Below are 13,610 nucleotides of genomic sequence, written 5' to 3' on the forward strand. Positions count from 1 at the left end.
TGTGCATGGCGGGGTGAAGCCTTACCAACGCTACTGCATTAGCATCTCACCCACGCAATCAATCCCAGCTCCCATTCCCTCAATCGCTTCTATCTCCGGCGATTCAATTGCTTATTGATCGTATCTTCGATCAAGACGCAATTTCTTCTCCGCAACTGTGTCGTCCGGAAACCTCGGCACGTCCTCTGCCCGCCATACCCATCCGTCTTCAAGAATCGAGTCCGACCGACGGCGCACGTCCGACGACGATGTTGCGATGATCGATGATGGACGATGTTGATCGACGATGATCGATAAACGTCACTTTCTGGGCGAAAACTCCCGCTTCATCTGGCCGTTCCTCGATGCGCAGTGTCATGCGTTCCTCTCCACGAACATAGCGCGAAAGCCTCATAAAAATCTATGCGCATAAAGTTCATTCGCGTGACTTGGTCGACAGAGCGGCGGGCAAGCCCTTCGAGGTAATATCACCGCTCGTCCCGATTTCCCGGTACTTGCTCGCATCCGCTGGTGATCGGTGTCCTTTGTATTCCGTCTCCTGCATCGTTCATGACTGACAGCCCCGCCCAAAGTGGTCGGACGACCGACTTCTTGCCATACCTCGTCGCCGCGACGTTCTTCATGGAGTACCTTGATACGACCGTGATCGCGACGGCGCTACCGCAAATGGCCCACTCGTTCGGCGTGGGGCCTAACGCGCTGAGTCTCGGGATGACGGCCTACATGTTGGCGCTGGCGGTGTTCATTCCGATCAGCGGCTGGATCGCGGATCGCTATGGCTCGCGCACCGTGTTCGCGAGTGCGATCGTCGTCTTTACCGGCGCGTCGGTGCTGTGCGGGCTGTCCGAAGGCGTGATGTCGTTCACGGCAGCCCGGCTGCTGCAGGGTGTCGGCGGGGCGATGATGGTGCCGGTCGGGCGAATGATCGTCGTGCGAAGTACCGAGAAGGCGAAGCTGATGCGTGCGATCGCGACGATCACGTGGCCGGGCATCGTCGCCCCCGTCGTCGGGCCGCCGATCGGCGGCTTCATCACGACCTACGCGTCGTGGCGATGGATCTTCCTGTTGAACGTCCCGTTCGGCCTTGCCGCACTCGTTTGTACCTGGCTGATCGTCCGTAACACGCGGGCCGACGAGCAACGGCCGCTCGACTGGGTTGGCTTCGTGCTGGCCGGTGGCGCATTGACCTGCTTGCTGATCGGCACCGAAGCGGCCGGCCAGCAGGATGTCGACTTCACGCGCGCGGGTGTCCTGGTGGGCGCAAGCGTGCTGTTCGGTATCGCTGCGTGGCTGTATGCGCGACGCTGCGCGCATCCGCTGCTCGATTTCACGACGCTGAAGGTGCCGACGTTCTCGGTGACGGTCATCACCGGCTCGATCACGCGGATGGCGATCAACGCCGTCCCGTACCTGCTGCCGCTGCTGTTCCAGATCGGCTTCGGGCTGTCGCCATTCCAGTCAGGTCTGCTGCTGCTCGCGAGTGCACTCGGCAACCTCGGGATGAAGGCGGGCACGTCTTGGATACTCGACCGTTACGGCTTTCGGCGTGTCGCGCTCGTCGACGTGACGATCGTCGGCATCTTCATGATCGCATGCGGTTGGCTGACCGCGTCGACGCCGCTGGCGATCACGCTGCTCCTCGTATTCGTCTATGGGCTCACGCGGTCGATGCAGTTCACGACGCTCGCGACGCTGGCTTATGCGGATATCCCCTCTCACCAGACGAGCGCGGCCAGCACGCTGTGGAGCGCCGCGCAGCAAATGACGATCGGGATGGGGATCGCGTTCGGTGCATTGTCGCTGCGGCTCGCAGCATTGGTGCGCGGCGATGCGGCTGGCATGCACTACGTGCTCGCCGATTTCCGCTGGGCGTTTATCGCGGCGGGCGTGCTCGCGCTGCTTACGTTGCCGGGCTATGCACGGCTGGCTTCCGATGCCGGCGACCGGCTGCGGGCCAACATGGCGCGGGGATAGGCCGGACTGCCAATCATATTGGCGGGGCGACAGGTGAGTACGCATGTTTGCGGCGCTCACCAAAAGTGTTGGCTCGTTGCGGCCGCGATCGCTTGACGGTCAGCGCAATCGGTCTCCAGTCACTGCGGGCGAGCGGCCATCTGGCCGGCCATGCTTGGTCGGAACGTTCACAGAACGATGACGCGGTGCCGGGATGAGCAGGAGTGCGATGCGCGACAAGCGACACGGCAGCAGCACAGCTGCCCGCCTACCGCTACTGCGCGTCATGGAAGATGATGCCAACCGTATAGCGGTGGCCGCTTCGAATCCGGCTGACGCCGTGGCGCAGGTTGACGCGATAGATGCCTCGGGTTCCCTGCACCGGCCGGCCGTGTACCGCGAAGATCACCGCGTCGCCTTGTGTCAGCGGCACCACTTCCGCACGCGACTGCATGCGTGGACGCTGTTCCGTCAGCACGAATTCCCCACCAGTGAAATCGCGGCCCGGCGCCGACAGCAGGATCGCGACCTGCAGCGGAAACACGTGCTCGCCGTACAGATCCTGATGGAGACAGTTGTAGTCGTCGGCGCCGTATTGCAGGATCAGCGGCGTCGGTCGCGTCTGTCCCGCCGCGTGGCAGCGATCGAGGAATGTCGCATGGTCTTTGGGATAACGAACGTCGATCCCGAGCGCCTGGTTCCAGCGATTCGCGATCGGCGCGAGATGCGGGTACATCGTCGCACGCAGCTCGGCGATGATCGCAGGCAGCGGATACGCGAAATACTTGTATTCGCCGCGGCCAAAGCCGTGCCGCGCCATCACGACGCGTGAACGATAGAGCGCATCGCGCGGATAGAGCGACGCGAGTGCATCGCACTCGCTGGCCGACATCAGGCCCGGTACGCGCGCGCATCCGAAGCGATCGAGCTCGGCATCGACGCTCGGCCAGTCGAGGGCGTCGACGCGCTGCGCGATGTCCAGCGATTCGACGGCAGGTTGCAGATCGACAATGTTCACGGGCGTACCTCGGGGCATGGGCAGCGTGGCGCCGTGCGGCCGCGCACGGTCGAGTTCACGATGAAAGTTGATGAACCCAGTCTAGCGGCGTCCGGGAGCCGGCACGCTCCAGATCTTGCGCTTTAATTCGGGCGGCGAAACGGGGAAACGTTGAAGGCGCGGCATCGACACACTGAATGCGGCGACGTGCCGGAGCGCAGAGGCGGAGAGACGGAGAGACGGAGAGACGGAGAGACGGAGAGACGGAGAGACAGAGAGACAGAGAGACAGAGAGACAGAGAGACAGAGAGACAGAGAGACAGAGAGACAGAGAGACAGAGAGACAGAGAGACAGAGAGACGACAAATCGAGCCTACGCGGCGGATAGCCGGCTATCGCCCGCCACCCGCCGCACCGACGATCAAGCCAGCGACCGGAACAACCAGTAAAGCCCTGCCGCCAGCGCGATCGATGCCGGCAGCGTCAGCACCCATGCGAGGACGAGGCTGCGCACCGTGCTCCATTGCAGCCCGGAGCCGTTCGCCGCCATCGTGCCCGCGACACCCGAGGACAGCACGTGCGTCGTCGACACGGGCAGCCCGTACATGTCGGCGGCGCCGATCGTCAGCATCGCGACGAGTTCGGCCGAAGCGCCCTGTCCGTACGTCAGGTGCTGCTTGCCGATTTTTTCGCCGACGGTCACGACGATCCGCTTCCAGCCGACCATCGTGCCGAGGCCCAGCGCGATCGCGACGGCCACCTTCACCCATGTCGGAATGAACTTGGTCGCGTGGTCGAGCTGCTTGCGATAGTTGTCGATCGCGAGCTTGTCATCGGTGGCGAATGCGGGCTGGCCCGACTTCTCCATCAGACGAATGGCTTCGGACACCAGATACATCGTGTTGCGCACGTTGTCGACGTCGCGCTGCGGTACGGCCGCCATCGATCCCGACGCGCCGACGGCGGTCGCGAGCGACGTGGACAACTGCGCGACGGCCGGCAGCACGGCGGGCGTCAGTTCACGATGCTGCACGTAGTGTTCGACATCGGCGCGCGGGTTCGCGGACGGCGCGACGCCGTTCGTGTACTTCCCGAACGTCGCGGCCGCCTGGTTCGCGACCGCCACGAAGGTCTGCGATTCGGTGGGCGTGACGGCCTTGTTCAGCGCATAGGCGGTCGGCACCGTGCCGATCAGGATCAGCATGATGAGGCCCATCCCTTTCTGCCCGTCGTTCGATCCGTGCGCGAACGACACGCCGGTGCAGGTGAGGATCAGCAGGCAGCGAATCCAGAACGGCGGCGGCTGATCCTTCGGCGGCTCCTTGTACAGCTCCGGAATCCGCACGAGCGCCTTCAGCGCAAGCAGCAGCAGTGACGCACACAGGAACCCGACGATCGGCGAGAGCAGCAGCGACTTGCCGACGCCGAGCGCCTGGCCCCAGTCGACCCCGCTCGTGCCGGACGGCCCGTGCATCAACTGGTTCATCAGCCCGACGCCGATGATCGACCCGATCAGCGTATGCGAGCTCGACGACGGCAACCCGAAATACCAGGTCGCGAGGTTCCAGACGATGGCGGCGATCAGCAGCGCGAACACCATCGCGAAGCCCGAGCCGCTGCCGACCTGCAGGATCAGCTCGACCGGCAGCAACTGCAGGATGCCGAACGCGACGGCGCCGCTCGAGACCATCACGCCGAGGAAGTTCCACATGCCCGACCAGATCACCGCGACGTTCGGCGTCAGCGAGTGCGTATAGATCACGGTCGCGACCGCATTCGCGGTGTCGTGGAAGCCGTTGACGAATTCGAAGCCGAGCGCGATCAGCAGTGCGGCGCCGAGCAGCAGGTACGGGAACAGCGTCCCTTCGCGGACCGGCGCCAGATCGGCGACCAGGTGCGTGGCGATATAGACGGCGCCGAGCACGAGCACCAGCAGGAACGCGGCATAGCCGACCTGCCTGGTGCGTGCGACGGAGCCCGGATTGTTCGGGGCGGACGAAGCGGGTTGATTCATGACGGCATCTCGTGAGGGAACCGCGTCCGATGCTAGCTGCGGCTAGCAGTCAGTTTGATGACAGTCGGGATGACGAACGGTGTGTCTTACGGGATGTAAGGCGGGCGGCGACATGCGACGCGCCGGAGCGCGTCGTCGGCTCACATAGTGAGCACCACAGTGACTCACGCGCCGGTGTCGCGTGGGTCATCGTCCGTCGTGGGCAACGTCCAGCCGGCCGGCGACGCGACGAACGTCGTGCACGACAGCGGCGCGACGTCGAGACGCGCGGCCGCTTCGGGAGCTATCCGCAGCATATGCGCGATGGCCGCGCGGACGATCGGCGCATGCGTGATCGCGATGACGTCGCGATCGGGTGGCAGCACGTTCAACCAGGTGCCGATCCGATGCGCGGCGGCGTCGAACGATTCGCCGTGATGCGGCGACGCGGACGGCGTGCCGAGCCACGCGGCGAGTTCGTCAGGGAGGTCGCGGGCGAGATCATGCAGCCGCTTGCCGCGCCAGTGGCCGTAATCGATGTCGCGCAGCGCGTCGTCGATGTCGGCGTGCAGTCCGAGCGCGTCGGCCGTCTGCCTGGCGCAGCGTGCCGGGCTGCACAGCACGAGCGAGCCGGCAGCAGCCGTCCACCGGCCACGCAGCGCAGCAGCTTCGGCGAGCCCGTGCGCGTCGAGCGGATCGTCGTCGGGAAACGTGCCGGTGCGCATGGCGCGGGTCGATGCGTGGGCGATCAGGCGCAGTGAGGCATGCAGGTTCATGTCGGTTGTCGGATGATCCGGAACGGGGCGTGTTCGCCCATGTGTCATCGCTTCAATACGCGAACGTTCGCGCGTACAATTCGCCCGATACGAAGCGCGGAAGCCGGTGCAATTCCGGCGCGGTCGCGCCACTGTAACCGGGGAATCGATGATCCCGGAAGCCAGACCTGCCTTCGTACCCATCCATCATTTGTCGGGGCGCGATTCCCCTGAGGTGCATCCATGAGCGAAGCAGTGCTGAAGCCGGCGGTCGTGCCGGCACCCATCCCCGTCCGTGAGCTGTTGCCGTGGGCCGTGTTCGTCGGCCTGATCTTGCTGCTGGCCTTGTATTTCGTCGGTGCGGAACAGGGCGCGACGTCGCTCGTGCCGGGCATGCTCGTACACGAATTCGTCCACGACGGCCGCCATCTGCTCGGCTTTCCCTGCCACTGACGCGGAGCCTACGATGGTCGGAAAGCTGCTCATGCGCGGGATGCTCGCAGGCATCGCCGCGGGCCTCCTCACGTTCGGTTTCGCCAGGATCGTCGGCGAACCGCAAGTCGATCAGGCGATCGCCTTCGAAGAAAAAACCACCGCCGCCCAAGGCGAGGCGCCGGAGCCCGAACTGGTCAGCCGCCACACGCAGGCCGGCCTCGGGCTGCTGACGGGTGTCGTGACCTACGGCGCCGCATTCGGCGGGCTGTTCTCGCTGGTATTCGCGTATGCGTACGGACGCGGCAGCCGCCTGCCGGCACGGCCGCTGGCCGCGTGGCTCGCGCTGGCGGCATTCGTCGCGCTCGTGATCGTGCCGAACCTCAAGTACCCGGCCAATCCGCCGTCGGTCGGCGACCCCGACACGATCGGTTATCGCACCGGCCTGTTCTTCCTGATGATCGCGATCTCGGTCGCGACGATGGTGTTCGCGGTCGGCGTGCGCCGCCATCTGCTGGCGAAGCTCGGCCAGTGGAACGCGTCGATCGTCGCCGGGCTCGTGTTCGTCGCGATCATCGCGGCCGTGCAGGTCGGGCTGCCGTCGGTCAGCGAGTTGCCGGCCGATTTCCCGGCGGCGTTGCTGTGGAAGTTCCGCGTGGCGGCGATCGGCATGCAGGTGATCATGTGGACGACGATCGGCCTGCTGTTCGGCGCGTGGGTCGAGCGCGGCGAACGCGCCGGCATGCGCGCCGCCTGAGCGCGGGGCAACCCCGGGCGCGCCTAGCGCAGCATGCGCGGCGCGCTCCACGTCGATTCGCGCGCCAGCGCGACGAATGCGGCCAGATAGTCGATCGCTGCGTCCGCTTCGCGGATGCCGAGGAAGATCTGCTTCGCGATGCCTTTCTTGCCGAGCTTGACCGGCACGACCGGCATCCGGTCCGCATACTCGTCGGCGAGCCACCGCGGCAGTGCTGCCACGCCGCGCCCACTCGCGACCATCTGCAACATGATGTCGGTCGTCTCGATCGACTTGTGCCGCCTCGGCACGATGCCGGCCGGCGACAGGAACTGGTTGTAGATGTCGAGCCGGTCGGTTTCGACCGGGTACGTGATCAGGACCTCGTCGGTCAGTTGCTCGGGCGTCACGTGGTCGACGTTCGCGAACCGGTGCGAATCCGCGACCACCAGCACCTGTTCGTAGTCGAACACGGGATCGAAGCGCAGCCCCGGCTTGTTCAGCGGATCGGGCGTCACGAGCACGTCGATGTCGTAACCGAACAGCGCGCCGATGCCGCCGAACTGGAAGCGCTGCTTCACGTCCACGTCGACGTCGGGCCAGCGCGACAGGTACGGCGACACGACCTTCAGCAGCCACTGGTAGCACGGATGGCACTCCATCCCGATGCGCAGCGTGCCGCGCTCGCCCTTCGCGTACTGCTTCATCCGCTCCTCGGCGAGCTCGAACTGCGGCAGCAGCCGGTTCGCCAGCTTCAGCAGATATTGCCCGCCCTGCGTGAGCCGCAGGCCGCGGCCTTCGCGATCCCAGATCGGCGTGCCGAGCTGCTGCTCGATCTTCCGGACGGTGTGACTGAGCGCCGATTGCGTGAGGTGCAGCGCATTGGCCGCCGCGGTCAGCGAGCCCTGACGCTCGACTTCACGAATGACGACGAGATGGAATCGTTCCAGCATGGATCGCGCGCATCCCACGGATGCATGAAAAATGTTAATGGATGAATGAAATAATGCCATTTTATTTCATGGTTTGAAATCCCTATGATGGCTGCCGGATCTACTCTTTCTTCTGGACGGCAGCTTCATGGTCACGACACACAACCTCGGTTTTCCGCGCATCGGCGCGAAGCGCGAACTCAAGTTCGGTCTCGAACGCTACTGGAAGGGCGAATCGTCGCGCGACGAACTGAAGGCGCTCGGTGCCGAGCTGCGCCGGCGCCACTGGCACGACCAGCGCGATCTCGATCTCGCGCCGATCGGCGACTTCGCGTTCTATGACCAGGTGCTCGACATGAGCTTCACGCTCGGCAACCTGCCGAAGCGCGTGCAGGATTTCCACGGCGATGCGCTCGACAATTATTTCCGCGTCGCGCGCGGCCGGTCCGCGCAGTCGGCGGAGGAGCACGCCGCGTGCTGCGGCGGTGTCGCGGCCGGCGAAATGACGAAGTGGTTCGACACGAACTATCACTACATCGTGCCGGAGTTCCATGCGGACACGAACTTCTCGCTCGATCCGTCGCGTCTGCTGCAGCAACTGGCCGAAGCGAACGCGCAGGGTGTGAATGCGAAACCGGTGATTCTCGGCCCGGTCACGTATCTGTGGCTCGGCAAGGCGAAGGACGTTTCCGATCGCCTCGCGCTGCTGCCGAAGCTGTTGCCGGTGTACGGTGCGCTGCTCGATACGCTGACCGCGCAGGGCGTCGAATGGGTGCAGATCGACGAGCCGATCCTCGTGACCGAACTCGACGCCGAATGGCGCCAGGCATTCCGCACCGCGTATGCGGCGCTGGAAACGCGCCGCATCAAGCTGCTGCTCGCCACCTACTTCGGCCAGCTTCAGGACAACCTGACGCTCGCGGCGTCGCTGCCGGTCGACGGTCTGCATATCGACGCGATCAACGCCCGCGACGAAGTCGACGCGCTGGTGCGCGAACTGCCGGCCGAACGCGTGCTGTCGGTCGGCGCGATCAACGGCCGCAACATCTGGAAGACGGACCTGAACGCGGCGCTCGACTGGCTCGAACCGCTCGCGAAGCAACTGGGCGATCGCCTGTGGCTCGCGCCGTCGTGCTCGCTGTTGCACGTGCCGGTCGATCTCGCGAGCGAGGAGAAACTCGACGCGGAAATCCGTTCGTGGCTCGCATTCGCGCTGCAGAAGCTCGACGAACTGAAGGTGCTCGCGACCGCACTGAACGAAGGCCGCGACAAGGTAGCCGACGCGCTCGCCGCGAATGCCGCCGCGATCGATTCGCGCCGCCGCTCGCCGCGCGTGAACAACCCGGTGGTGAAGGCCGCGATCGCGCGCATCGACGCGCAGCTCGGCAATCGCGCGAGCCCCTATACGCAGCGTGCGTCGAAGCAGTCGGCGCGCCTGAACCTGCCGGCGTTCCCGACGACGACGATCGGCTCGTTCCCGCAGACCGCCGAAATCCGCCAGGCGCGCAGCCGGTTCAGGGCCGGCGCGCTGGACGAAGCCGGCTATCGCACGGCGATGCGGGCCGAGATCGAACGCAGCGTGCGCGAACAGGAATCGCTCGAACTCGACGTGCTCGTGCATGGCGAAGCCGAGCGCAACGACATGGTCGAATACTTCGGCGAGCAGCTCGACGGCTACGCATTCAGCCAGTTCGGCTGGGTGCAGTCGTACGGTTCGCGCTGCGTGAAGCCGCCGATCCTGTTCGGCGACATCAGCCGCCCGAAAGCGATGACGGTCGAGTGGATCGCCTATGCGCAGTCGCTGACGCGCAAGCCGATGAAGGGCATGCTGACCGGCCCCGTGACGATCCTGAACTGGTCGTTCGTGCGCGACGACCAGCCGCGCGCGGTGTCGTGCTACCAGCTTGCACTGGCGATCCGCGAGGAAGTGCTCGATCTCGAGAAGGCCGGCGTGCGCGTGATCCAGATCGACGAAGCGGCGCTGCGCGAAGGGCTGCCATTGCGTCGCGCGCAGTGGAGCGAATACCTGAAGTGGGCGGTGGAGTCGTTCCGCATCACCGCGAACGGCGTGCAGGACGACACGCAGATCCACACGCACATGTGCTATTCGGAGTTCAACGACATCATCGCGTCGATCGCCGACATGGATGCCGATGTGATCACGATCGAGACGTCGCGCTCGGACATGGAGCTGCTCGATGCGTTCGACACCTTCAAGTATCCGAACGAAATCGGGCCGGGCGTGTACGACATCCATTCGCCGAACATCCCGACGCAGGATCACATCGTCGGGCTGATGAAGAAGGCCGCCGAGCGCATTCCGGCGGAACGTCTGTGGGTGAACCCGGATTGCGGGCTGAAGACGCGCCAGTGGGCGGAAGTGATTCCGGCGCTGACGAACATGGTTGCTGCAGCGAAGACGCTGCGCAATCAGGTGCAGTAACTACGCGACAGGCACCGTGCGGTACCGTCGCGGTCGACGATCAATGACGGAACGAAAAAAACGACCCGCGAAAGCGGGTCTTTTTTTTCGTCATGCATGCATTGGCGACAGGCGCTACGCGTCGAGCGCTACGCGGTGCGCGTGCCGCGCGGCAGCGCGTCGTCCGTCTTGCCGGGCGCGCCCGCATCGTCGATGCTGACACGGCGCGAGATCAGCCACACGCACAGCGACGACAGCACGGCGGCACTCGCGTACTGGATCGCGAGCGGCCACCATTGCGGCGCGGTGTTCTGCGCGATGATAGTCGCGACCAGCGGCGTGAGGCCGCCGGCGAGCGCGCCGCACACCTGGTACGCGATCGAGATCGCCGTATAGCGAATCCGCGCGACGAAGATGCCGCTGACGAAGCCCGCGACGACCGAGTAGTAGCCCGATTCCGCGAGCGTCGCGAGGCCGACGCCGACCGTGATCGACACCGGCGTGCCCAGGTGCACGAGCGGCAGCATCACGAACGGGACGATCATCGCCCACGCGCCGGTGATCAGCAGCACGCGCGTGGTGCCGAAGCGCTGCGCGAGGAATGCGGCCGCGAGCTGCACGACGAACTGCAGCACCGCGACGATCGTCATGCAATGCAGCACCATCGAGCGGTCGAGCGACAGGAACTGCGTCGCATAACTGATCATGAAGATGTTGCTGAAATACACGCCGGCGATACCGTACACGTTCGCGCCGATCGCGAGCAGCAGCAGCGGCCACACCTTGAGCGCTTCGCGCAGCGGTTTCTGCGCGATGTTGCCGCTCTTCCTGACTTCCTCGAACTCGGGCGACTCCGACACGCTCGCGCGGATCACGAAACCGACGATCAGCAGCACCGAGCTCGCGAGGAACGGCACGCGCCAGCCCCAGCTCATCATGTCGTCCTTCGACAGCGTGCTGATCGCGCCGAACGCGAGCATCGACAGGATCAGGCCGCTCGCGCTGCCGAGCTGCGCGAACGACGCGAAGAAGGTGCGCTTGCCTTCGGGCGCGTGCTCGCCGGCCAGCAGCACCGCGCCGCCCCATTCGCCGCCCACCGCGATGCCTTGCAGCACGCGCATCAGCACCAGCAGGATCGGTGCGATCACGCCGGCTTGCGCATGGGTGGGCAGTAGGCCGATCGCGACCGTCGACACGGCCATCAGCATCAGCGTCGCGAGCAGCGACCGCTTGCGGCCGAAGCGGTCGCCGAGATAGCCGAACATCACGCCACCGAGCGGCCGCGCGAAGAAGCCGACCGCGAACGAGCCGAACGACGCGAGCAGGCTGATGAAGCGGTTTTCGCCGGGGAAGAACAGCGGCCCGAATACGATGGCGGCGGCGGTCGCATAACTATAGAAGTCGTACCACTCGATCGTGGTGCCGACGAACGAAGCGAGCGCCGCCCGCTTCGGCTGCTTGACGGAAGTCCCCATCTCGATGTGTGCTCCTCTGGAATCCTCTGATTTTGGAATAGTGGCGGCGCCGCGATCAGTCGCGGTACGCGACGCCCGGCAGCACGCACAGCAGCTCGTACGCGAGGTTCGCGCCGAGCAGCGCCGTGGTGCCGAACGGGTCGTACGGCGGCGCGACTTCGACGAGATCGCAGCCGACGATGTTCAGCCCCTTCGCGCCGCGGATGATCTCGAGCGCCTGCGGCACCGTGAGGCCCGCGATTTCCGGCGTGCCGGTGCCCGGCGCATAGGCCGGATCGATGCCGTCGATGTCGAACGTGATGTAGACGGGCGTGTCGCCGATGCGAGCGCGCACTTCTTCCATCAGCGGCGCGAGCGACTTGTTCCAGCATTCCTCGGCCTGGACCACGCGGAAGCCCTGCTCGCGGCACCAGTCGAAATCCTCGGCCGCGTAGCCGGTGCCGCGCAGGCCGATCTGCGTGACCTTGTCGCCGTGCAGCAGCCCTTCCTCGACCGCGCGGCGGAACGGCGTGCCGTGCGCGATCTTTTCGCCCATCATCGTGTCGTTCACGTCGGCGTGTGCATCGACGTGGATCAATGCAACCTTGCCGTGCTTGCGGTGGATCGCGCGCAGGATCGGCAGCGCGATCGTATGGTCGCCGCCGAGCGTGATCGGCTTGCAGTCGTGCTCGAGAATCGCGTCGTACGCGGCCTCGATGCGGGCGATCGAATCGTGCAGGTTGTACGGATTGATCGCGACGTCGCCGATGTCGGCGATCTGCAGCGAATCGAAGGGTGCTGCGCGCGTGGCCATGTTGTACGGGCGCAGCAGCACGGATTCGGTACGGATCTGGCGCGGGCCGAAGCGCGCGCCGGTGCGGTTGGAGGTGCCGAGATCGAACGGCACGCCGACGAAACACGCGTCGAGGCCTTCGGCGCTCGACACGTGCGGCAGGCGCATCATCGTCGCGATGCCGCCGCAGCGCGGCATTTCATTGCCGCCGAGCGGCTGGAAATGGGTGTGGTCGTTCATGGGGTCGTCTCTTCCGATGTGGGGTTGCCGTATCATGCGACGCGGCCTGGCGCACAGTTTTACGCGCTCCGCCGGGAAAGAAGAATGCGAAGATATCGACGTAAACATCGATCTTCATCGATGTATGGAAGGGGATGAACGTGCTGGGGAATCTGTCGACCCTCGATCTGCGGTTGATCCGCGTGTTTCTCGCGGTCACGGACGCGGGCGGCGTGTCGGCCGCGCAGGCGGTGCTGAACGTCGGCCAGTCGACCATCAGCGCGCAACTGTCGTCGCTCGAGACGCGGCTCGGCTACCGGCTTTGCGAGCGCGGCCGCAGCGGCTTCCGGCTCACGCCGAAGGGCGAGCGGTTCCATGCGATGAGCCGCAAGCTGCTGGCGGCGCTCGACGAATTCGGGATGGCCGCGCGGCACATGGATCGCCAACTGGTCGGCACGCTGAACATCGGCCTGATCGGCCATACGCCGGTGAGCCAGAATGCGCGGATCGCCGAGGCGATCGCCGCGTTCCGCACCCGCGACGAGGCCGTGCGCTTCTCGATTTCGGTGCGCGCGCCCGGCGATCTCGAGGAAAAGCTGCTGAGCAACGAGATCCAGATCGCGGTCGGCTACTTCTGGCATCGCGTGCCGACGCTGCACTACACGCCGCTGTTCATCGAGCGGCAGATCGCGTATTGCGGCCGCGGCCATCCGCTGTTCGACGGCGCCGGCACGCTGACGCCGGCCGACGTCGCCGGCTTCGAGTGGGCGTGGCGCTCGTATCCGCTGCCGGAGGCGCAGATGTCGACGACGCCCGATCGCGTGACCGCGACCGCCGACAACATGGAGGCCGTCGCGCTGCTGATCCTGTCCGGCCACCATCTCGGCTACCTGCCGCAGCACTTCGCGGCGCCGTATGTCGCGC

Annotated in this window: 12 protein-coding genes and 1 riboswitch; of the genes, 5 read left to right on the forward strand and 7 right to left on the reverse strand. The window is 65.4% G+C overall.

Annotated features, from left to right (window positions below; all coding sequences use genetic code 11):
* Positions 1 to 208 precede the first annotated feature (208 nt).
* Positions 209 to 358 carry a hypothetical protein gene (locus tag JMF90_RS05610; RefSeq protein ID WP_155123328.1) on the reverse strand — a complete coding sequence of 50 codons (150 nt, stop codon included), beginning with the start codon at positions 356 to 358 and terminating at the stop codon, positions 209 to 211.
* A gap of 191 nt (positions 359 to 549) precedes the next feature.
* On the opposite strand from JMF90_RS05610, the gene JMF90_RS05615 reads away from it, so the two are divergent.
* Complete coding sequence (locus JMF90_RS05615; RefSeq protein ID WP_011546904.1) at positions 550 to 1,974, forward strand: DHA2 family efflux MFS transporter permease subunit; 1,425 nt, start codon at positions 550 to 552, stop codon at positions 1,972 to 1,974.
* 253 nt (positions 1,975 to 2,227) lie between these two features.
* Here JMF90_RS05615 and JMF90_RS05620 read toward each other — a convergent pair whose 3' ends face one another.
* The 3 genes from JMF90_RS05620 to JMF90_RS05630 all read right to left on the reverse strand — a co-directional run bounded on the left by JMF90_RS05620 (position 2,228) and on the right by JMF90_RS05630 (position 5,719).
* Complete coding sequence (locus JMF90_RS05620) at positions 2,228 to 2,989, reverse strand: 2OG-Fe(II) oxygenase (RefSeq protein WP_011546905.1); 762 nt, start codon at positions 2,987 to 2,989, stop codon at positions 2,228 to 2,230.
* A gap of 382 nt (positions 2,990 to 3,371) precedes the next feature.
* On the reverse strand, positions 3,372 to 4,964 hold the full coding sequence (locus JMF90_RS05625; RefSeq protein WP_011546906.1) for an inorganic phosphate transporter: 1,593 nt from the start codon (positions 4,962 to 4,964) through the stop codon (positions 3,372 to 3,374).
* Positions 4,965 to 5,128: 164 nt separating this feature from the next.
* A complete protein-coding gene (locus JMF90_RS05630) occupies positions 5,129 to 5,719 on the reverse strand; it encodes a histidine phosphatase family protein (protein WP_201317072.1) in 591 nt (196 codons plus the stop codon).
* Positions 5,720 to 5,765: 46 nt separating this feature from the next.
* A riboswitch (cobalamin riboswitch) is annotated at positions 5,766 to 5,909 on the forward strand.
* A gap of 32 nt (positions 5,910 to 5,941) precedes the next feature.
* Here JMF90_RS05630 and JMF90_RS05635 point away from each other — a divergent pair.
* Together JMF90_RS05635 and JMF90_RS05640 are read left to right on the forward strand one after the other, a co-directional pair.
* Complete coding sequence (locus JMF90_RS05635) at positions 5,942 to 6,151, forward strand: CbtB domain-containing protein (protein ID WP_011546908.1); 210 nt, start codon at positions 5,942 to 5,944, stop codon at positions 6,149 to 6,151.
* A gap of 13 nt (positions 6,152 to 6,164) precedes the next feature.
* Entirely contained in the window at positions 6,165 to 6,887 is a 723-nt protein-coding gene (locus JMF90_RS05640) for a CbtA family protein (protein WP_011546909.1), read from the forward strand.
* Between the two features lie 23 nt (positions 6,888 to 6,910).
* On the opposite strand, the gene JMF90_RS05645 is transcribed toward JMF90_RS05640, so the two are convergent.
* A complete protein-coding gene (locus JMF90_RS05645; RefSeq protein ID WP_011546910.1) occupies positions 6,911 to 7,819 on the reverse strand; it encodes a LysR family transcriptional regulator in 909 nt (302 codons plus the stop codon).
* 127 nt (positions 7,820 to 7,946) lie between these two features.
* Here JMF90_RS05645 and metE point away from each other — a divergent pair, with 127 nt between their 5' ends.
* Complete coding sequence (gene metE, locus JMF90_RS05650; protein ID WP_077178128.1) at positions 7,947 to 10,241, forward strand: 5-methyltetrahydropteroyltriglutamate--homocysteine S-methyltransferase; 2,295 nt, start codon at positions 7,947 to 7,949, stop codon at positions 10,239 to 10,241.
* Between the two features lie 128 nt (positions 10,242 to 10,369).
* Here metE and JMF90_RS05655 read toward each other — a convergent pair whose 3' ends face one another.
* Positions 10,370 to 11,695: an MFS transporter gene (locus JMF90_RS05655; RefSeq protein WP_077178129.1), complete on the reverse strand. Its 1,326-nt coding sequence runs from the start codon at positions 11,693 to 11,695 to the stop codon at positions 10,370 to 10,372.
* 55 nt (positions 11,696 to 11,750) lie between these two features.
* Positions 11,751 to 12,707 (reverse strand): agmatinase, encoded by a 957-nt coding sequence (gene speB / locus JMF90_RS05660; RefSeq protein WP_027806419.1) that lies wholly within the window; start codon positions 12,705 to 12,707, stop codon positions 11,751 to 11,753.
* 140 nt (positions 12,708 to 12,847) lie between these two features.
* Here speB and JMF90_RS05665 point away from each other — a divergent pair.
* Positions 12,848 to 13,610, forward strand: a 763-nt coding sequence (locus JMF90_RS05665; RefSeq protein WP_201324984.1) for a LysR family transcriptional regulator, incomplete at its 3' end; no start/stop codon positions are given.

Source organism: Burkholderia sp. E168m23 (genome assembly GCF_016586125.1).
In the GTDB taxonomy this organism is placed as follows: Bacteria; Pseudomonadota; Gammaproteobacteria; order Burkholderiales; family Burkholderiaceae; genus Burkholderia; species Burkholderia orbicola.